The organism is Alkalicella caledoniensis, assembly GCF_014467015.1.
Taxonomy (GTDB): Bacteria; Bacillota; Proteinivoracia; order Proteinivoracales; family Proteinivoracaceae; genus Alkalicella; species Alkalicella caledoniensis.
The window spans coordinates 3,584,083-3,602,388 of record NZ_CP058559.1; the positions used below are offsets into that span (position 1 = coordinate 3,584,083).

Below are 18,306 nucleotides of genomic sequence, written 5' to 3' on the forward strand. Positions count from 1 at the left end.
ATGGAGTTAGTATTTGGGATAAATAAACTACAAAACCAAACACGTCGTTGTATAACAACTATTGGAAACTTCGATGGATTACACTTAGGCCATAGACAGATTATCCAGAAGGTTATCAAAGAAAGTAAAACTAACAACATGATTTCTGCAGCATATACCTTTTTCCCTCACCCACAAATCCTATTTAATAATAATTTTAAAATTATTAGCACTTTAGAACATAAAATTAACTACTTCAAAGAAACAGGAATCGATTTACTCATTATAGAGCCTTTCACAGAAGAATTTGCCGCATTAGATCCACACTCATTCATACAGGAAATTTTAATTAACAAACTTAATTGTTCTAAGGTAATTATAGGATATGATTTTTCATTTGGGAAAAAAGGCCAGGGTAATGGAAGTTTGCTAAGTCAGTATCAAGAGTTTACAACTGAAATAATAGACCCCATCTCAATAGAGGGTCAAGTGGTTCACTCCACTTTATTACGACAATGTTTAGTAAACGGTGATACTAAAGAATATTTCAAACTGACAGGGAGATTTCCTAAGATTTCAGGAAATGTAATTTCAGGAAAAGGTATAGGTAACAAGTTAGGGTTTGCCACTGCAAACATCTACTTTCCTTCAAATATAGTAAGACCTAAAAAAGGTGTCTACCTTGTTAAAGGGCATGTTAGTGGTAAAGAGTATTGTGGTATTGCAAACATCGGACATAAACCTACTGTGGGAGAAAATAGACTAAATGCAGAAATACATTTTTTTGCTTTCTCAGAAAACATATATGGCCAAAAAATAGAAGTTGACTTATTAGAATTCCTTAGGGAAGAAAAAAGGTTTGAGAGTATTAACTCTTTAGTAAAACAAGTGGATTTAGACATAAAAAATGCACAAAAATTACTAAACCTCTAATTGAAACTTTACTTTTATTATAGATTATGTTAATATCTTTATGTTACCTTTTGCTCTGTTTCTCGACTTCACCGGCGAGTTTCTGGGCTTTGGGAGTAAAATAGTGGAGGTGAAATTTAATGACTATAGCTAAACAAGGTATTATTGAAAAGTTTAGAACACACGAAGGTGATACTGGTTCTCCAGAGGTTCAAATCGCTATCTTAACAGAGCGTATTAACCACCTTAATGAGCACTTTAAAACTCATAAAAAGGATCATCACTCAAGACGTGGTTTACTTAAAATGGTTGGTAAACGTCGTAATCTTTTAAACTATCTTAAAGACAAAGATATCGAGCGTTACAGAACTATCCTTGAGCAATTAAACTTAAGACGATAAAGATAAAGCGGGGATATTCCCGCTTTATTTTTAATGGTCAGATGGTAAAATTAGCTAACAAACATAAGCATATTAGTTTGCAAATAAGAAAAAATAATAATTGAAGGGAGGCAATAATATGCAACATAAGAAATATACATATGATTTCGCTGGAAGAGATTTTACAGTGGAAGTTGGAAAATTTTCAAAACAAGCTGGTGGTTCTGCCATGATTTACTATGGAGACACAACAGTTTTGGTGAATGCTACTGCTTCAAAGGAAGCAAGAGAAGGTGTAGACTTTTTCCCTTTAACCGTTGACTATGAAGAAAGACTTTATGCCGTAGGAAAGATTCCTGGAGGTTTCATAAAAAGAGAGGGGCGTCCATCGGAGAAGGCTATTTTAGCTGCAAGGCTTATAGACAGACCAATAAGACCTTTGTTTGAAGATGGCTTTAGGAATGCAGTACATGTAGTTTGTACTGTTATGAGTGTGGATCAAGATAACACACCTGATATTGTTGCTATAAATGGCGCATCTTTAGCACTGAGTATATCAGATATTCCCTTTATGGGGCCTGTTGGAGCTGTTTTAGTTGGTAAAGTAGGTGAGCAACTTATCATTAACCCTACATCGGAACAAAGGGAAAAAAGTGATCTTCATCTAGTTGTTGCCGGAACAAAAGATGCAATTATGATGGTAGAAGCAGGGGCAAATGAGGTTGACGAAAAAATCATCTTAGATGCACTAATGCTAGCCCATGATGAAATCAAGAAAATAGTAGAATTCCAAGAGCAAATCATGGCTGAAGTTGGTAAGGAAAAAATGGAGGTTAAATTACACTCCATAGATCAAGAACTTGACGCAGCAGTCAGAACTTTAGCAGTAGAACCTTTAAGTAAAGCAATTCAGACCTTTGATAAACAACAAAGGGAAGACAATATTGCTCAGGTTAAACTAGAAGTTATGGAAAAAATTGAAGTAGACTACCCCGAGCGAGGAAAAGAGATTTCTGAGATTCTTTATAACATAGTAAAAGAAGAGGTTAGAAAAAGTATTGTAGTAGATGGTATAAGGCCAGACGGGAGAAAGCCAGATGAGATAAGACCTATTTCATCGGAAGTTAGCATCCTACCAAGAACCCATGGTTCTGGACTATTTACTAGGGGACAAACCCAAGTACTTAGTGTATGTACACTAGGCCCCCTTGGAGATGTTCAAATACTAGATGGTATTGGATTAGAGGAATCTAAACGCTATATCCATCATTACAACTTCCCACCTTACAGTGTTGGTGAACCAGGATTTATGAGAGGTCCAGGTAGACGTGAAATTGGTCATGGTGCTTTAGCTGAAAGAGCCCTAGAACCACTAATTCCTTCAGAAGAAGAATTCCCTTATACTATAAGACTTGTTTCTGAAGTAATAGAATCAAATGGTTCAACTTCTATGGGTAGTGTATGTGCTAGTACCTTATCTTTGATGGATGCAGGTGTACCACTTAAAAAGCCAGTTTCAGGTATCGCAATGGGGCTTGTTCATCATGATGGTAAGAACCAAATTCTAACTGACATACAAGGTATGGAAGATTTCCTTGGAGATATGGACTTTAAAGTAGCAGGTACCCGTGACGGTATAACTGCTTTGCAAATGGATATTAAACTACAGGGCATCAACAAAGAAATACTTGCTGAAGCTATTGGTAAAGCTAAAGTTGCTTATCTATCAATAATGGATAAAATGACTGAAGCTATATCCGAGCCTCGTGAAGAGCTTTCACCATACGCTCCAAAGATTATCACATATAAGATTAACCCTGATAAGATTAGAGATGTAATAGGACCAGGTGGAAAGATAATTAACAAAATTATCGAGCAAACTGGTGTTAAAATAGATATAGAGCCAGATGGTAAAATATTTATTGCCACAACAGATACAGCAGCTGCAGATAAAGCACTTCAAATGATTAAAGATATAACAGTGGAAGCTGTGGTAGGAGAAGTATACTCTGCAAAAATTACTAGAGTTGAAAAATTCGGAGCATTTGCTGAAGTTTTACCAGGTAAAGAAGGTTTGATTCATATTTCTCAGCTTGATATAGAACGCGTAGCTAAAACTGAAGATGTTGTAAAAGTTGGGGACATAATCGATGTTAAAGTAACGGAAATCGATGAAAAAGGAAGAGTTAACTTATCCAGAAAAGTATTACTTAAAGAACAACAGGATAAAGAAAAAGCAGAGCAGCAAACCACAGAGTAATAAAAGCATCAATATGATGCTTTTATTTTTTTTTTAGTTTTAGGGAATAAACATTTTGTGCTTATAAAGGTTCCTGCAATTATCACTTTTAAACTTGAAAGAAGTTAGTACGAAAATTAACCCCATTAGTTCTTTTTTATAAATATATATATGTACATGTGCATAAACATATAAGAGAAAAAGATAGGGAGGTAAGGAGGATGTCTGTTTACATAAGAAGTATAACCCTAACTAAGTTGTTAGCAATACTAGTTGTAGCTATTTTATGTTTATCTGCAATGATATTCGTTGCATATAGTATCCACAACTCTTTTACTACTGTTAGTGCTGATGTTACAATGGGTAGATTTAACTTAGGTGGCAAGAAGAAAGATGAAATTATGCATTATCTTGAATCAATTTCATCAGAATTTAGCTTTGAAGCTCAGGATGCATATATAGATTCCGAAACAAAAAGTCTAATACCACATTTAAATGGATGCCAGCTTGATATTGATGCAACTGCTGAGAAAATAGTTGGCGCAAAAAAAGGAGAAAGTGTAGATCCAGTTATACATACTATTCTACCCCTGGTAACAATAAAGGATTTTTCCCACGTACCTATTTATCAAGGTAATCCCATAAGAAAGCAAGCATCACTTGTTATAAATATATCTTGGGGTAATGAATTCAATGATTATCTTCAAGAAATGTTAGACATTCTTAAAGATCAAGGTGTTAAGGGAAACTTTTTTCTTGTGGGAAAATGGGCAGAAAAATACCCCAATTTAGTGAAACAGATCCACCAAGAAGGTCATATATTAGCAAACCATGGTTACTCTGATCCTTACATGAGCAAAATAAGTATTGAGGAGATTAGTATAGAAATTAATAAAACTAATGATCTTATAAAAGAGGCAACTGGATATACACCAATTTACTTTAGTCCGCCCTATGGCGAAAAGGATACAAGAATTTTTGAACAAAGTACTAAGGATTCAATGGTCAATGTTCTATGGAGTTTGGATACAATAGATTGGCAAAGACCTGGTATCGACGCCATGGCTGACAGGATACTTAACAACATGCATAATGGAGCCATAATCCTTATGCACAATACTGAACAAACCCCTGCTGCCCTTAAAAAAATAATCATAGGTATAAAGGAAAAAGGGTATGAAATTGTTGATTTAGACACTATGCTCTCACCGGATTACTACTTACAAAACATAAAACAAAAAATTTCTATAGAAGATATACCAAATTAAAGGATTTTACCCCATTGGAGTAGAAATAGTATTTAAAAGGAAGTGGGGGAAGAACGTGACAAATAGAAAAGTCCAACTAACAAAAGAAATAGAAGATCTACGAAAAAAATTAGCAGAAGCAGATAAAGCCGGGAATAAACCTATCTATGGTAATGAAGACCTGCTGGCCTTAAGTCGATTGCTAGACGAAAAAATTAACGAGTTTTACAATAGTAGTGATAAAAAATAAAGGGAGGGGATATTAAAATGAGATTCTCTGACCTAGAAAATAAAGAAATAATCAACTTTTCAGATGGAAAAAAACTTGGACTTGTGGGTAACTGTGATTTGTCCATAGACCTGAGTACGGGAAAAATATTGGAAATTATTATACCAGAAAAAGATGGATTTTGGGATGGGTTTATGGGTAAAAGTAGAACCTTAACCATATCATGGAACTCTATTAAAAAAATAGGTCAAGATACTCTAATTGTCGATATAGACAGTGAGGATTATTTTGATTATAATGAAGAATGAGTGGTAGCTAAAGCTACCACTTATTTTTTTGTTTAAATTCAGAGTTCTTCATCTAGACAACTAATTAATAAAAAAATATGCCATGGGAATACTAAGGAATGAAAAAGGAGGTATATTTTATATGGAGAAAAAAATAATAGCTTATTTTGAAAATAATCACCAAGCAGAAAAAGCTGTGAAGAACTTAAGGGATAATGGCGTTAAAGGTGAAATATCTATATTAGCTAAGGAGCTTAAAGAAGAGCAAAAATATCAAGAAGAAGTGGAAGATAGGCACTATCGAGTAGAAGGTATGGAATACAGATCAAGGTACTCAGATGATGGTTTGGAACCGCGTCAAGCAGATGGCGATATCAATGAAGTATCCTATGAAAATCAAAATTTAGCTGATGGAACTATGACAGGTGGAGTTATTGGTGGGCTAGGTGGTCTGGCATTAGGCGCAGGATTACTAATAATACCAGGGCTAGGTCCCATAATAGCTGCAGGCCCACTGGCAGGTATATTAACAGGTGCTTTGACTGGTGGAGTGGCAGGAGGGTTAGTTGATTACGGAATACCTGAAGAAAGAAGTACACACTATGAAAGTAAAGTTGAATCTGGAAAAATACTAGCCATCATAAAAGCAGATGAAAGAGATGTAGATCATATAGCAAAGGATTTAAGAGAACATCATGCAAAGGATGTTGAGGTACATTAAATTTAACATTGATGATATAACCATTTGCATACAATTATAGGGCACCCAGGCCATGTGGTGCTCTTTTTTAGTTCTTTTAAATAGTCCCATCATAACCTCATCAAAAAGTGTGCCATTGGCACCTTTTTTAGTTACACATTTAGGCATTTTATCATATGTTGAATTGGGAGGTGAATTAAGTGGATCATTCAATTCACATAATTGGTGGAGACGACCGAGATTTATATTTACACAAATTCCTTAAAGAAAAGGGATTCAGTACAATAACCTTGTGGGGATTTGATAAAGTAGGGTATAATGCATTCTCACTTGAAGATCTTAAAAGCAAATTAGGCAAAAATCCGACTGTTATACTACCTATGTCAGGAACAAATGAACTAGGTTTAGTTAAAGGGAAATATTCAAGTGAGTCTATAGTACTAGGGAAGGATTTTTTTGATATACTGCCAGATAACACAAAGATTATTATTGGTTACGCTAGGAAATGGTTTAAAGAGATGTGTATGAAAAAACAAACAAACCTTATAGAAGTTGCTGAGGATGATGAAATAGCTATACTAAACTCTATTCCATCAGCAGAAGGGGCTATACAAATTGCCATGGAAAATAGTGAAATTACTATCCACGATAGTAAGTCACTGATTATAGGATTTGGTCGCTGTGGTATTACGCTAGCTAGAATAGTAAAAAACCTAGATAGTAAAGTATATGTTATGACTAGAAATAAAGTTAGCTTAGCACGTAGCTATGAAATGGGATTTATCCCAGTAGATCCAAGTGAATATGAGAAAATTCTGCCTCAGGTGGACTTTATTTATAATACAGCTCCCAATATGGTGCTACCTAAAGAAAAGCTTAAACACTGTATTAATACACAGGTAATAGTAGATATAGCTTCAGCACCGGGGGGCGTAGATTTCGACTATGCGAAGGAAATCGGAATTAGGGCCATCTTAGCGCCAGGGTTACCTGGACTGGTGGCTCCAAAAACAGCAGCTAAAATTCTAGCTGAAGTATATCCAAGATTTTTAAGGGGTGATTATAAATGATCAAAAATTTAAAAATAGGAGTTGTTGTCACAGCATCTCACTGTACTTTGGAAGAAATAATGAGTCCATTGAAAAAGTTAGTAGAACAGGGATGTGAACTATTCCCAGTAATATCAAACAATGTCAATACAGATACAAAGTTTGGTAAAGGAGAAGACTGGATAAAACAGCTTGAAGATATAAGTGGAAAAAAAGTTATACAAACCATTGTAGACGCAGAGCCCATCGGACCCAAAAATGAGTTTGATGTACTTTTAGTTCTACCATGTACTGGAAACACAATGGCAAAACTTGCAAATGCCTTAACTGACAATGGTGCAATAATGGCAATAAAAGCACAACTTAGAAACGATAAGCCAGTAGTTTTGGCAATTTCCACAAATGATGCCTTGAGCCAAAATGCTATGAATTTAGGAAAACTACTAGGTCAAAAGAATTTTTTCTTCGTTCCCTTTGGTCAAGATGCACCATTTAAAAAGCCTTTTTCCATGGTAGCAGACCTTTCACAAATAGAACATACTATCGAAAGCGCATTAAGTAAAAAACAAGCCCAGCCTATGCTTATAACATACGAGGAGAAACAGCAATGAAGAAGTACAATGTAGCAGTTGTTGGTGCAACGGGGTTAGTGGGTAGTGAGTTTTTAAAATCTTTAAGGTCAGAGTATGTTAAAGAACTACTGCCAATAGCTTCTGAAAATTCAAAGGGCAAAAGGATAATGTTTAACCAAAAGGAGTATGACATACTGACAATAAATGAAGGTCTAGAAAGTAAAATTGATGTGGCATTCTTTTGCGCAGGGTCACAAATTAGTAAAAATTACGCCCGAGAGTTTGCAAAAAAAGGTGCCATTGTAATTGATAATAGTAGTTATTTTAGAATGAATGATGAAATTCCTTTAGTGGTACCTGAAGTAAATGGAGAGGTGTTAGATGAATATAAAGGAAAAATTATCGCCAACCCTAATTGTTCAACTATACAACTCGTAGTTATTCTTAATGAGATAGACAAAATAGCCCCTATCAAAAGAGTTGTTGTCTCAACATACCAGAGTGTATCAGGAGCAGGTCAAAGGGGGTTAGATGAACTAATTCAACAGCAAGAAAACAGAGGAAAAAAAGGAGGACTTGAAGCAAAAGTTCTTCCTGTCAAAGGAGATAAAAAGCACTATCAGATGTTTAACAATATACTTCCACAAATCGACTTATTTGAAGAGGACGGTTATACAAAAGAAGAGCATAAAATGATGAATGAATCAAAAAAAATATTGAAAATTCCAAAGCTGCCAATAACAGTGACTACTGTTCGGGTACCTATAACAGTATGTCATTGTGAAAGTGTAAATATAGAAACATTCAAAAAATTTAGTATAAACGATGTAAGAAACCACCTAAGCAAACAAGATTTTATCGAGGTAGAAGATGATGTAAATGAACAAATTTACCCAACACCTTTAAATGTCAGTGGAAAAGATAAAGTATATGTTGGTAGGATACGTAGGGACAATTCAATAGTTCATGGTATGAATTTGTGGATAGTGGCAGATAACGTACGAAAAGGTGCAGCCATTAACGGTTTGCAAATTCTGGAATATATTATTGCTAATAAATTAATTTAAGGAAAAGGGGAGAGCATAGTGATAATAGTGCAAAAATTTGGAGGAACTTCCCTTATGAATAGTGAGCAACAAGAAGATATCGCAAAAAAAGTTAAAGAGGAACTTTCAAAGGATAATAATAGAAAAATGGTTATTGTGGTTTCAGCCATGGGTAGAAAAGGGGAGCCCTACGCCACCGACACACTACTTTCTTTACTTGACCATTATAAGGATACTACCTTAGACAAAAAGGATCTTTTAATGTCTTGCGGAGAGACAATATCTGCCTCGGTTTTAGGTAGCTTTTTGGACAAATTAGGAATAAAGAATAAAGTCCTAACAGGTTGGAATGCAGGTATTATCACTGACTCAAACTTTAGTAATGCAAGCATAAAAGCCGTTGATACAGAGTTTATAGAAGAATGTTTAGAAAACTACCCAGTAGTTATAGTAACAGGTTTTCAAGGTAAAAGTTCAGAAGGGGAACTTACAACCCTCGGTAGAGGAGGCAGTGATGTTACTGCTGTTGCTCTGGGTATCGCCTTAAAGGCTGAATATGTTGAAATATATACAGATGTGGAAGGGATAATGACAGCAGATCCTAGAGTAGTACCTGATGCTCAAATTATCGAAGAGATTACCTATCAAGAGGTTTTTCATATGGCAAATGACGGAGCAAAGGTAATACACCCTCGTGCAGTTGAGATGGCTATGCATAACGATATTGATCTTTGGGTGAAATCCATGGAATCTCAAACAAAAGGGACTAAAATCACACACCACGACGTCAAAGGAAAAAAGTGGGAAATTGATAGGTTTATAACAGGTGTAACAAGTATTGATAAATTAACCCATTTTAGGATATACACCGAAAAAAACAACTCCCAAAAAGATCTTCAATTACTAGAAGCTCTAGCGTGTAAGGGTATAAGCTTAGATTTAATTTCCATAACACCGTGTATAAAAGCCTTTGTTGTTGAAGAGAAACACACTTACCTGGTGATAAAGGTTGTGGAAGAGTTCAACCTACAATATGAATATATAGAGGATTGTACTAAAGTTACTGTAATTGGTGTTGCAATGAAAGGGAAGCCTGGAGTTATGGCAAAAATTCTACACCCTCTAACACAAATTGATATACCCATAATCCAAACTTCAGACTCCCATATAAATATTTCCCTTTTAGTAGAAAAAAAATATTCGGAAAAATCCGTCAATGCTTTGCATAAGTATTTAATAACTAAAAAAAGTTGAGGTGATTTTATGGAATTTGGTAAGGTTTTAACTGCAATGATAACTCCTTTTACCCCAGAAGGTACTGTTAACCTAAAAGAAGCAAAAAAAATTGCTAGGCATCTCATAGACAATGGAAATGATGGCTTAGTTTTAATAGGAACTACAGGAGAGTCTCCTACACTTACTTTAGAGGAAAAGATTGAACTTGTAGATGTTATTTCTAACGAAGTGAAAGGGAAAGCAAAAATAATTGTTGGAACGGGATCAAACAATACTGTAGAAACCCTAAGAACTACTAAGGCATTTGAGAACAACACCAATATTGACGGAATAATGGTTGTCACACCATATTACAATAAGCCCACCCAGAAAGGTCTAATACTACACTTTGAAAAAATTGCTCTCAGTACAAAATTACCAATTATGCTGTATAATGTACCTTCAAGAACAGGCGGAAATATCCTCCCAGATACTGTTAAGAAACTTTCCAATATAAATAATATAACAGCTATTAAAGAGGCATCAGGAGACCTAGTGCAGGTGAGTGAAATTGCAGATTTGTGTGGTGATAATATAGATATTTACAGCGGGGAAGACTCATTAACACTTCCAATGTTGTCAGTTGGGGCTAAGGGGGTAGTTTCTGTTGCGGGTCATGTTGTGGGTAAAGAAATCCATAATATGATTGACGAGTTTTTTCTTGGAAACTATGATAAAGCCCGTGAAATACACCTCAAACTTTTACCCATATTCAAAAATTTGTTTATAGAAACAAATCCAATACCAGTAAAAGCAGCTATGCAACTATTAGGGTTTAAAACAGGAGTTTGCAGACTTCCGTTAAGTCCTCCAAACGATAAAACCATTGAGATTCTAAAAGAAACTTTAAAACTAAAGTAGGTTATAGATGCCTACTTTAGTTTCTTTTTTGTGTTTTATGGAAACCATAAAAATGATATTTTTAAAAAATTGAACTTTACTTTTAAAGAAATTGTATTATTTATCCAAATGTAGTATAATCCCACGTTTGACACTTGATGATTAAAAAAAGCCTGTAATCCCTTGAAAATAAAGGGTTTGTAGGCTTTAATTTTTGTCAAAAAAGTGAATAATGTTTTTTACTTCTTTGTATCTTTTAGAATCTTTTTCATCTTGCTTTTTGTTACAATTTGGTAGTCTGTGCGAAAGTCAAAGGCTTCATGTAAAGCATCGGTAAAATCGGTTCTAGTATATAAGGGCTCATATCCTTCTCCCTTAATTTCTTTGAAATTCATATCTCTTAATTCACTAATAATTTCATGACAGGTAAATTCCTCTTTAAGTCGCTTTTCTAGCATTCTATAGATGACTAAAGATATAAAGCATGTGCTGAAATGTGCTTCAATACGGTCATCTTTTTTTAAGAATACAGGTCTTGCTTTGAATTCACTTTTCATAATCCTAAAGCATTCCTCGATTTCCCATCTCCTGTGATTTACCTTAATTATTTCAGGTACATCATCCTCAAGATTTGTACAAACTCCATAAAAACCATCAAAAGCTTCTTCTTTTTGGATGATAGCTTGATCAATGCTGTATATTTCTTTCTTTGCAATTTCACCATCAGGAGTATAGCTCGTTTTATGAATAAATCTTTTGTAATCGTTAGCATTACATTTCTTGATTTTTGTCGGGTTTGTATCTATAGTCTTTTGAGCACGTTCTATTTGTGAGTTGCGGATTTTGCGCTGATAATCCCTGTATTTGATCGAATAAGTTACAATCAATCTTTGTTCAAAGCCATTTTCTTTGATCCAACGTTCTTTGAAATAGACCTTTGCACTTATTTTTGCTTTATCTTCAGGAGTAGCCTTATCTATCATTTCATCGAGTTCAGAAATATCATAGTTTTTTTTGCTGCCTGGAAGTTTCCAGCCATCAGGATCAAGAGCCCATTTCTTCAGGTGTGCTTTTAATTTTTTAATAGATTGTGTGGTAATAAAAGCTCGACCATCCTTGTCGTTAAACTTTCGATTAGCTTCTGAAGCCAACCCAGCATCTGTGCACACGATAAATTTAGAAAGCTCAAAATCAGAAACGATTTTCTTTTCCAATGGTTTTAGAGTCAGTTGCTCATTCATATTCCCCCTGTTAATGCTAAAAGCCAGAGGAATGCCATCCCCGTCCATGAATAGCCCCATTTGGACTATCGGGTTTGGTCTGTGTTCTTTTGACGGACCATACTGCTTTATACCATCTCCCTGCTCTATTTCAAAAAAGTAATTGGTGCAATCATAGTAAAGAACGCCGGTATTTCTTTTGGAGACCTTCAAGCTATTTTTGTACAAGGAGGACTGGATAAAGTCTGTCTCCTTAGCAAGAATTTCAAGAGCTCTGTATATTTGATGCAAATCATATTTGGGTTGTTCTATAAACTTTTTAGAAAGCTCATATGTAGCAAGTTTTGAAGAAGGGAAGATAATTCTACCGTAAATAAGCCTGGAAAGAATCGAGTCTAAATCAAAATCAAACTTATATTTTTGTGATATTTCCATACAAATCTTGTGTAGCCCAAGATCATGATATATTTTTTGCAGGAATAGGTAACCGCCGTTAAACAAGCGTGGTTCACCTTTATCAATAAGTTTTGAGGGGGAGTACTTTACAAGAACTTCCCTTTTTTCTTCCTTTTCTTTTTTGTTAAGTTCTTCTACGTAATTTTTTGCCCATTCTATGGGATCTTGGTCGATTAATTTTTTTTCTAAATCAGCAACGGTACCGAGCTTTTCAACAACTTTAGAAGAGCGCTTTCCATTTTCGTAAATAGACTTAACCACATATAAAGATGCGGCATTTTTTGAACTAACAATTTGTAGTCTCATTTTTTTACACCACCCTTACAAACAACTACTTATATCATAACACATTGTTAAACATTGTGCACTAAAAATATGTAAAGTTTGACAAAAAAATAAGCCTATATTAAGGCTTACAAGAACTTTTCATCTATTCAACTGTCAAAGACCCGAAACAGACTCTCAGGAGATAAAACATATATTTGATGCAATCAAAAAAATCGCCAAAGAGCAAAACTTAGACGATGGCTTTAGGGTAGTAAATAATTGTGGAGAACTAGGTGGCCAAACAATAAATCACCTGCATTTTCACATACTTGGCAAAAGGCAACTAAAGTGGCCTCCAGGCTAAAAATAAGGTCAATAGGTTTTTATTGACAGTTTATATCCTTTTATGTATAATCCCACGTTTGACACTTGATGATTAAAAAAAGCCTGTAATCCCTTGAAAATAAAGGGTTTGTAGGCTTTAATTTTTGTCAAAAAAGTGAATAATGTTTTTTACTTCTTTGTATCTTTTAGAATCTTTTTCATCTTGCTTTTTGTTACAATTTGGTAGTCTGTGCGAAAGTCAAAGGCTTCATGTAAAGCATCGGTAAAATCGGTTCTAGTATATAAGGGCTCATATCCTTCTCCCTTAATTTCTTTGAAATTCATATCTCTTAATTCACTAATAATTTCATGACAGGTAAATTCCTCTTTAAGTCGCTTTTCTAGCATTCTATAGATGACTAAAGATATAAAGCATGTGCTGAAATGTGCTTCAATACGGTCATCTTTTTTTAAGAATACAGGTCTTGCTTTGAATTCACTTTTCATAATCCTAAAGCATTCCTCGATTTCCCATCTCCTGTGATTTACCTTAATTATTTCAGGTACATCATCCTCAAGATTTGTACAAACTCCATAAAAACCATCAAAAGCTTCTTCTTTTTGGATGATAGCTTGATCAATGCTGTATATTTCTTTCTTTGCAATTTCACCATCAGGAGTATAGCTCGTTTTATGAATAAATCTTTTGTAATCGTTAGCATTACATTTCTTGATTTTTGTCGGGTTTGTATCTATAGTCTTTTGAGCACGTTCTATTTGTGAGTTGCGGATTTTGCGCTGATAATCCCTGTATTTGATCGAATAAGTTACAATCAATCTTTGTTCAAAGCCATTTTCTTTGATCCAACGTTCTTTGAAATAGACCTTTGCACTTATTTTTGCTTTATCTTCAGGAGTAGCCTTATCTATCATTTCATCGAGTTCAGAAATATCATAGTTTTTTTTGCTGCCTGGAAGTTTCCAGCCATCAGGATCAAGAGCCCATTTCTTCAGGTGTGCTTTTAATTTTTTAATAGATTGTGTGGTAATAAAAGCTCGACCATCCTTGTCGTTAAACTTTCGATTAGCTTCTGAAGCCAACCCAGCATCTGTGCACACGATAAATTTAGAAAGCTCAAAATCAGAAACGATTTTCTTTTCCAATGGTTTTAGAGTCAGTTGCTCATTCATATTCCCCCTGTTAATGCTAAAAGCCAGAGGAATGCCATCCCCGTCCATGAATAGCCCCATTTGGACTATCGGGTTTGGTCTGTGTTCTTTTGACGGACCATACTGCTTTATACCATCTCCCTGCTCTATTTCAAAAAAGTAATTGGTGCAATCATAGTAAAGAACGCCGGTATTTCTTTTGGAGACCTTCAAGCTATTTTTGTACAAGGAGGACTGGATAAAGTCTGTCTCCTTAGCAAGAATTTCAAGAGCTCTGTATATTTGATGCAAATCATATTTGGGTTGTTCTATAAACTTTTTAGAAAGCTCATATGTAGCAAGTTTTGAAGAAGGGAAGATAATTCTACCGTAAATAAGCCTGGAAAGAATCGAGTCTAAATCAAAATCAAACTTATATTTTTGTGATATTTCCATACAAATCTTGTGTAGCCCAAGATCATGATATATTTTTTGCAGGAATAGGTAACCGCCGTTAAACAAGCGTGGTTCACCTTTATCAATAAGTTTTGAGGGGGAGTACTTTACAAGAACTTCCCTTTTTTCTTCCTTTTCTTTTTTGTTAAGTTCTTCTACGTAATTTTTTGCCCATTCTATGGGATCTTGGTCGATTAATTTTTTTTCTAAATCAGCAACGGTACCGAGCTTTTCAACAACTTTAGAAGAGCGCTTTCCATTTTCGTAAATAGACTTAACCACATATAAAGATGCGGCATTTTTTGAACTAACAATTTGTAGTCTCATTTTTTTACACCACCCTTACAAACAACTACTTATATCATAACACATTGTTAAACATTGTGCACTAAAAATATGTAAAGTTTGACAAAAAAATAAGCCTATATTAAGGCTTACAAGAACTTTTCATCTATTCAACTGTCAAAGACCCGGGTTTAAAACAGGAGTTTGCAGACTTCCGTTAAGTCCTCCAAACGATAAAACCATTGAGATTCTAAAAGAAACTTTAAAACTAAAGTAGGTTATAGATGCCTACTTTAGTTTCTTTTTTGTGTTTTATGGAAACCATAAAAATGATATTTTTAAAAAATTGAACTTTACTTTTAAAGAAATTGTATTATTTATCCAAATGTAGTATAATAGCTTTAACTGGTTATGTTCGGGTTAAACTAATATTAATGATAAAATCTTAGGAGGTGTCATTTTTTTTGAACACTAATAATAAAAACAATGATTCTACTAATGGCAATACTGCTGTTGTAAATAGTAAACCATCTAATGGTAAAACTAATGGCGGTAGTGCTAAAGGTAATAGTAAAAGTGGAATTAGACGAAGAAGATCAACGGGTAACAAGCAAGAAACTGTTAAATTGATTCCTTTGGGCGGAGTTGGTGAAATCGGGAAAAATATGTTTGTAGTTGAGTACAAGGATGAAATTCTTGTTATTGACGGTGGACTTAAGTTTCCAGAAGAAGATATGTTAGGTATAGATCTAGTTATACCAGACTTTACCTACTTAACAGACAACTTATCAAAAGTTCAAGCAATCGTCCTTACACATGGTCACGAAGATCATATTGGAGCATTACCATTTGTATTAAAGCAAGTAAACAAACCAGTTTATGGAACAAAACTTACCTTGGGATTATTAGAAGGAAAATTAAGGGAACACGGCATCTTAAATTCTGTTACCCTAAATACTGTCCAGGCAATAAGTACAATAAAGATAGGTAAGTATTTCACAGTAGAGTTTTTTAAAGTTAATCACAGTATACCCGACGCTGTAGGTATGGCTATTACTACTCCTGCTGGTACAATAATTCATACTGGAGACTTTAAGATCGATCAAACACCAGTAGATGGACAGACTACCGATTTCAGTAGGATATCTGAAATAAGTAAACGTGGTGTCTTAGCACTTTTGGCAGATAGCACTAATGCTGAAAGACCTGGATTCACTATGTCTGAGAAAGTAGTCGGTGGAACCATTGATGAAATATTTAGGCTAGCTAAAAACAGAATAATCCTTGCAACTTTTGCTTCTAATGTTCATAGGATTCAACAAGTCTTTGATTCAGCATTTAAATACGATAGAAAAGTTTGTGTAAATGGTAGGAGCATGGTTAATGTTGTGAACATAGCTTCAGAGCTAGGATATCTTAATATAGCTAAGGGTGTATTGATTGACCTAGAAGATATTGGCAAGTATAACCCTGAAGAGGTTGTATTAATAACTACTGGTAGTCAAGGTGAACCAATGTCAGCATTAACTAGGATGGCTAATTCAGATCACAGGAAAGTAGAAATTATTCCTGGAGATACTGTGGTTATTGCTGCATCACCCATTCCAGGTAACGAGAAACTGGTTTCTAAAACTATAAACAATCTTTTTAAAAGAGGAGCAGATGTTATATACGAATCTGTATCTGGTATTCATGTTTCAGGCCATGCCAGTAAAGAAGAGTTAAAAATGATGATAAACATCGTAAAACCAAAGTATTTAGTTCCTATACATGGAGAATATAAGCATTGCATCCACTTAGCAAAAATAGGTGAATCAATGGGTATAGAAAAAGATAACATTTTCCTCCCAGACATAGGGGATGTAATTGAATTTTCAAAGGATAAAGCTAGAATAAACGGTAGTGTTCAAGCTGGCTATATCCTTGTTGATGGACTTGGTGTTGGAGATGTGGGAAATATAGTATTAAGAGATAGAAAACAACTATCCCTTGATGGTATATTAGTGGTTGTTGTCACATTACAAAAAGGTACTAATAAAATAATGGCTGGTCCAGACATTGTTTCTCGTGGATTTGTGTATGTCAGAGAATCCGAAGAGCTTATTGAGGAATCAAAACAAGTAGTGACAAAGTCCCTAGATAAATGCCGGGATAAAAATATCAAAGAATGGTCACAATTAAAGATAGCCATAAGAGATCAACTAGGCAAAAGTTTATATGAAAAAACCCGAAGAAGACCAATGATTTTGCCTATAATAATGGAAGTATAATAAAGTGCACATACTAACCAATAATACAAACGAGAGAACCTGAAGATTCAGGTTCTTTTTCTTATAAAAATTTCCACCACTGTATTTACTGTATGAAAAAAAACAAATAGAAAAAACTAATTAATAATAAAAGGAGTGATCAAATAAAATGGACTTAAACTTTAACCAAAGAAATAATCAATCTCAGCCGCAGCCTCAACCTCAACAGCAGCCTAATCAAGATGTTAAAGGTAACATCCAACAATTAGGTCAAGTAAATGTCCCAACTGTGGACAACAGTATCCACGTAATGACTATCATTGGCCAAGTTGAGGGACACACAGTTTTGCCACCACAAAATAAGACTACAAAATATGAACATATTATTCCACAATTAGTCGCCGTGGAGCAAAACCCAAATATCAAAGGCTTGTTAGTTATATTAAATACTGTAGGTGGTGACGTTGAAGCAGGATTAGCAATTGCAGAAATGATAAAAACAATTTCTAAACCCACTGTTTCACTTGTTTTAGGAGGGGGACATAGCATAGGAGTTCCAATAGCAGTTTCTACAGATTTTTCATTCATAGCTGAAACTGCCACTATGACAATACATCCTGTTAGGTTAACGGGATTAGTAGTAAGTGTACCACAAACCTATGAGTATTTAGACAAAATGCAAGAGAGAATTGTAAGATTTGTGGCAGATAACTCAAAAATGTCAGTTGATGATTTTAAAGAGCTTATGTTTAGGACAGGTGAATTGGCCAGGGATATCGGGACAGTATTAGTAGGAAATGATGCTGTTAAACATGGCTTAATAGATGATGTTGGAGGATTAGGTACATCCGTACAAAAACTCAGGGATTTGATCAGCGACGAAAATAGACCGAGTCTACATTAGAAAGGGGTTGTTAATCACATGACAGTCATATACACTCCTGTTCCTATGGAAGAAATATTCCAAGCTGACGCCCCCAAACCTAAGTATGAAGAAGTAAATATAGGGGAAGGTAAGACTTTGATTTTAGAAAGAATTAACGAAAATCAAAGTCAAGTTGTTAGACTTCTAAGCACAGATTGTAACGATTATTTAAATCCAAAGTACCAGCCAGGATGTGTGATAAACCTGCATTATATGTAGG

General features: G+C 34.7%; 18 protein-coding genes. 16 read left to right on the plus strand and 2 right to left on the minus strand.

What is annotated here, in order from left to right; translation table 11 throughout:
• From HYG86_RS17625 to dapA, 12 genes are all read left to right on the plus strand, one after another.
• Complete coding sequence (locus tag HYG86_RS17625) at positions 1 to 912, plus strand: bifunctional riboflavin kinase/FAD synthetase (RefSeq protein WP_213166861.1); 912 nt, start codon at positions 1 to 3, stop codon at positions 910 to 912.
• Positions 913 to 1,031: 119 nt separating this feature from the next.
• Positions 1,032 to 1,292: a 30S ribosomal protein S15 gene (rpsO, locus tag HYG86_RS17630; protein WP_213166862.1), complete on the plus strand. Its 261-nt coding sequence runs from the start codon at positions 1,032 to 1,034 to the stop codon at positions 1,290 to 1,292.
• Positions 1,293 to 1,410: 118 nt separating this feature from the next.
• Positions 1,411 to 3,531 (plus strand): polyribonucleotide nucleotidyltransferase, encoded by a 2,121-nt coding sequence (locus HYG86_RS17635; protein ID WP_213166863.1) that lies wholly within the window; start codon positions 1,411 to 1,413, stop codon positions 3,529 to 3,531.
• A 200-nt stretch (positions 3,532 to 3,731) separates the two neighbouring features.
• Complete coding sequence (locus tag HYG86_RS17640) at positions 3,732 to 4,778, plus strand: polysaccharide deacetylase family protein (RefSeq protein WP_213166864.1); 1,047 nt, start codon at positions 3,732 to 3,734, stop codon at positions 4,776 to 4,778.
• Positions 4,779 to 4,833: 55 nt separating this feature from the next.
• On the plus strand, positions 4,834 to 5,007 hold the full coding sequence (locus HYG86_RS17645) for an aspartyl-phosphate phosphatase Spo0E family protein (RefSeq protein ID WP_213166865.1): 174 nt from the start codon (positions 4,834 to 4,836) through the stop codon (positions 5,005 to 5,007).
• 17 nt (positions 5,008 to 5,024) lie between these two features.
• Entirely contained in the window at positions 5,025 to 5,294 is a 270-nt protein-coding gene (locus HYG86_RS17650; RefSeq protein WP_213166866.1) for a YlmC/YmxH family sporulation protein, read from the plus strand.
• Between the two features lie 121 nt (positions 5,295 to 5,415).
• Positions 5,416 to 5,994, plus strand: coding sequence for a hypothetical protein (locus HYG86_RS17655; RefSeq protein WP_213166867.1), 579 nt, complete (start codon positions 5,416 to 5,418; stop codon positions 5,992 to 5,994).
• A gap of 179 nt (positions 5,995 to 6,173) precedes the next feature.
• Complete coding sequence (gene dpsA / locus HYG86_RS17660) at positions 6,174 to 7,043, plus strand: dipicolinate synthase subunit DpsA (protein ID WP_213166868.1); 870 nt, start codon at positions 6,174 to 6,176, stop codon at positions 7,041 to 7,043.
• Positions 7,040 to 7,633, plus strand: a complete 594-nt coding sequence (locus HYG86_RS17665; protein WP_213166869.1) for a dipicolinate synthase subunit B — start codon at positions 7,040 to 7,042, stop codon at positions 7,631 to 7,633. Before dpsA ends, HYG86_RS17665 begins: the two co-directional genes overlap by 4 nt.
• Positions 7,630 to 8,661, plus strand: coding sequence for an aspartate-semialdehyde dehydrogenase (locus tag HYG86_RS17670; protein WP_213166870.1), 1,032 nt, complete (start codon positions 7,630 to 7,632; stop codon positions 8,659 to 8,661). Before HYG86_RS17665 ends, HYG86_RS17670 begins: the two co-directional genes overlap by 4 nt.
• A gap of 18 nt (positions 8,662 to 8,679) precedes the next feature.
• Complete coding sequence (gene dapG / locus HYG86_RS17675; RefSeq protein ID WP_246451839.1) at positions 8,680 to 9,894, plus strand: aspartate kinase; 1,215 nt, start codon at positions 8,680 to 8,682, stop codon at positions 9,892 to 9,894.
• 9 nt (positions 9,895 to 9,903) lie between these two features.
• Positions 9,904 to 10,776 (plus strand): 4-hydroxy-tetrahydrodipicolinate synthase, encoded by an 873-nt coding sequence (gene dapA / locus HYG86_RS17680; protein ID WP_213166871.1) that lies wholly within the window; start codon positions 9,904 to 9,906, stop codon positions 10,774 to 10,776.
• A gap of 218 nt (positions 10,777 to 10,994) precedes the next feature.
• Here the strand turns inward: dapA and HYG86_RS17685 are convergent, their stop codons facing one another.
• Positions 10,995 to 12,737 carry an IS1634 family transposase gene (locus HYG86_RS17685; protein ID WP_213165411.1) on the minus strand — a complete coding sequence of 581 codons (1,743 nt, stop codon included), beginning with the start codon at positions 12,735 to 12,737 and terminating at the stop codon, positions 10,995 to 10,997.
• Positions 12,738 to 12,834: 97 nt separating this feature from the next.
• On the opposite strand from HYG86_RS17685, the gene HYG86_RS18345 reads away from it, so the two are divergent.
• Positions 12,835 to 13,062: an HIT domain-containing protein gene (locus HYG86_RS18345; RefSeq protein ID WP_213169053.1), complete on the plus strand. Its 228-nt coding sequence runs from the start codon at positions 12,835 to 12,837 to the stop codon at positions 13,060 to 13,062.
• Positions 13,063 to 13,211: 149 nt separating this feature from the next.
• On the opposite strand, the gene HYG86_RS17695 is transcribed toward HYG86_RS18345, so the two are convergent.
• Positions 13,212 to 14,954 carry an IS1634 family transposase gene (locus HYG86_RS17695; protein WP_213165411.1) on the minus strand — a complete coding sequence of 581 codons (1,743 nt, stop codon included), beginning with the start codon at positions 14,952 to 14,954 and terminating at the stop codon, positions 13,212 to 13,214.
• Between the two features lie 539 nt (positions 14,955 to 15,493).
• Between HYG86_RS17695 and HYG86_RS17700 the strand changes: the two genes are divergently transcribed.
• From HYG86_RS17700 to HYG86_RS17710, 3 genes are all read left to right on the plus strand, one after another.
• Complete coding sequence (locus HYG86_RS17700; RefSeq protein ID WP_246451989.1) at positions 15,494 to 17,182, plus strand: ribonuclease J; 1,689 nt, start codon at positions 15,494 to 15,496, stop codon at positions 17,180 to 17,182.
• Positions 17,183 to 17,330: 148 nt separating this feature from the next.
• The gene (locus tag HYG86_RS17705; RefSeq protein WP_213166872.1) at positions 17,331 to 18,065 is read left to right on the plus strand and encodes a ClpP family protease; all 735 of its coding nucleotides are present in this window, start codon (positions 17,331 to 17,333) and stop codon (positions 18,063 to 18,065) included.
• Between the two features lie 18 nt (positions 18,066 to 18,083).
• Positions 18,084 to 18,305, plus strand: coding sequence for a YlzJ-like family protein (locus tag HYG86_RS17710; RefSeq protein WP_213166873.1), 222 nt, complete (start codon positions 18,084 to 18,086; stop codon positions 18,303 to 18,305).
• The last annotated feature ends 1 nt before the right edge of the window (position 18,306 follow it).

Bases quoted from the DNA above. Each gene is read 5' to 3' on its own strand.
- HYG86_RS17625 (WP_213166861.1), top strand. From the start codon at position 1: ATGGAGTTAGTATTTGGGATAAATAAACTACAAAACCAAACACGTCGT.
- rpsO (WP_213166862.1), top strand. From the start codon at position 1,032: ATGACTATAGCTAAACAAGGTATTATTGAAAAGTTTAGAACACACGAA.
- HYG86_RS17635 (WP_213166863.1), top strand. From the start codon at position 1,411: ATGCAACATAAGAAATATACATATGATTTCGCTGGAAGAGATTTTACA.
- HYG86_RS17640 (WP_213166864.1), top strand. From the start codon at position 3,732: ATGTCTGTTTACATAAGAAGTATAACCCTAACTAAGTTGTTAGCAATA.
- HYG86_RS17650 (WP_213166866.1), top strand. From the start codon at position 5,025: ATGAGATTCTCTGACCTAGAAAATAAAGAAATAATCAACTTTTCAGAT.
- HYG86_RS17655 (WP_213166867.1), top strand. From the start codon at position 5,416: ATGGAGAAAAAAATAATAGCTTATTTTGAAAATAATCACCAAGCAGAA.
- HYG86_RS17665 (WP_213166869.1), top strand. From the start codon at position 7,040: ATGATCAAAAATTTAAAAATAGGAGTTGTTGTCACAGCATCTCACTGT.
- HYG86_RS17670 (WP_213166870.1), top strand. From the start codon at position 7,630: ATGAAGAAGTACAATGTAGCAGTTGTTGGTGCAACGGGGTTAGTGGGT.
- dapA (WP_213166871.1), top strand. From the start codon at position 9,904: ATGGAATTTGGTAAGGTTTTAACTGCAATGATAACTCCTTTTACCCCA.
- HYG86_RS17685 (WP_213165411.1), bottom strand. From the start codon at position 12,737: ATGAGACTACAAATTGTTAGTTCAAAAAATGCCGCATCTTTATATGTG.
- HYG86_RS17695 (WP_213165411.1), bottom strand. From the start codon at position 14,954: ATGAGACTACAAATTGTTAGTTCAAAAAATGCCGCATCTTTATATGTG.
- HYG86_RS17705 (WP_213166872.1), top strand. From the start codon at position 17,331: ATGGACTTAAACTTTAACCAAAGAAATAATCAATCTCAGCCGCAGCCT.
- HYG86_RS17710 (WP_213166873.1), top strand. From the start codon at position 18,084: ATGACAGTCATATACACTCCTGTTCCTATGGAAGAAATATTCCAAGCT.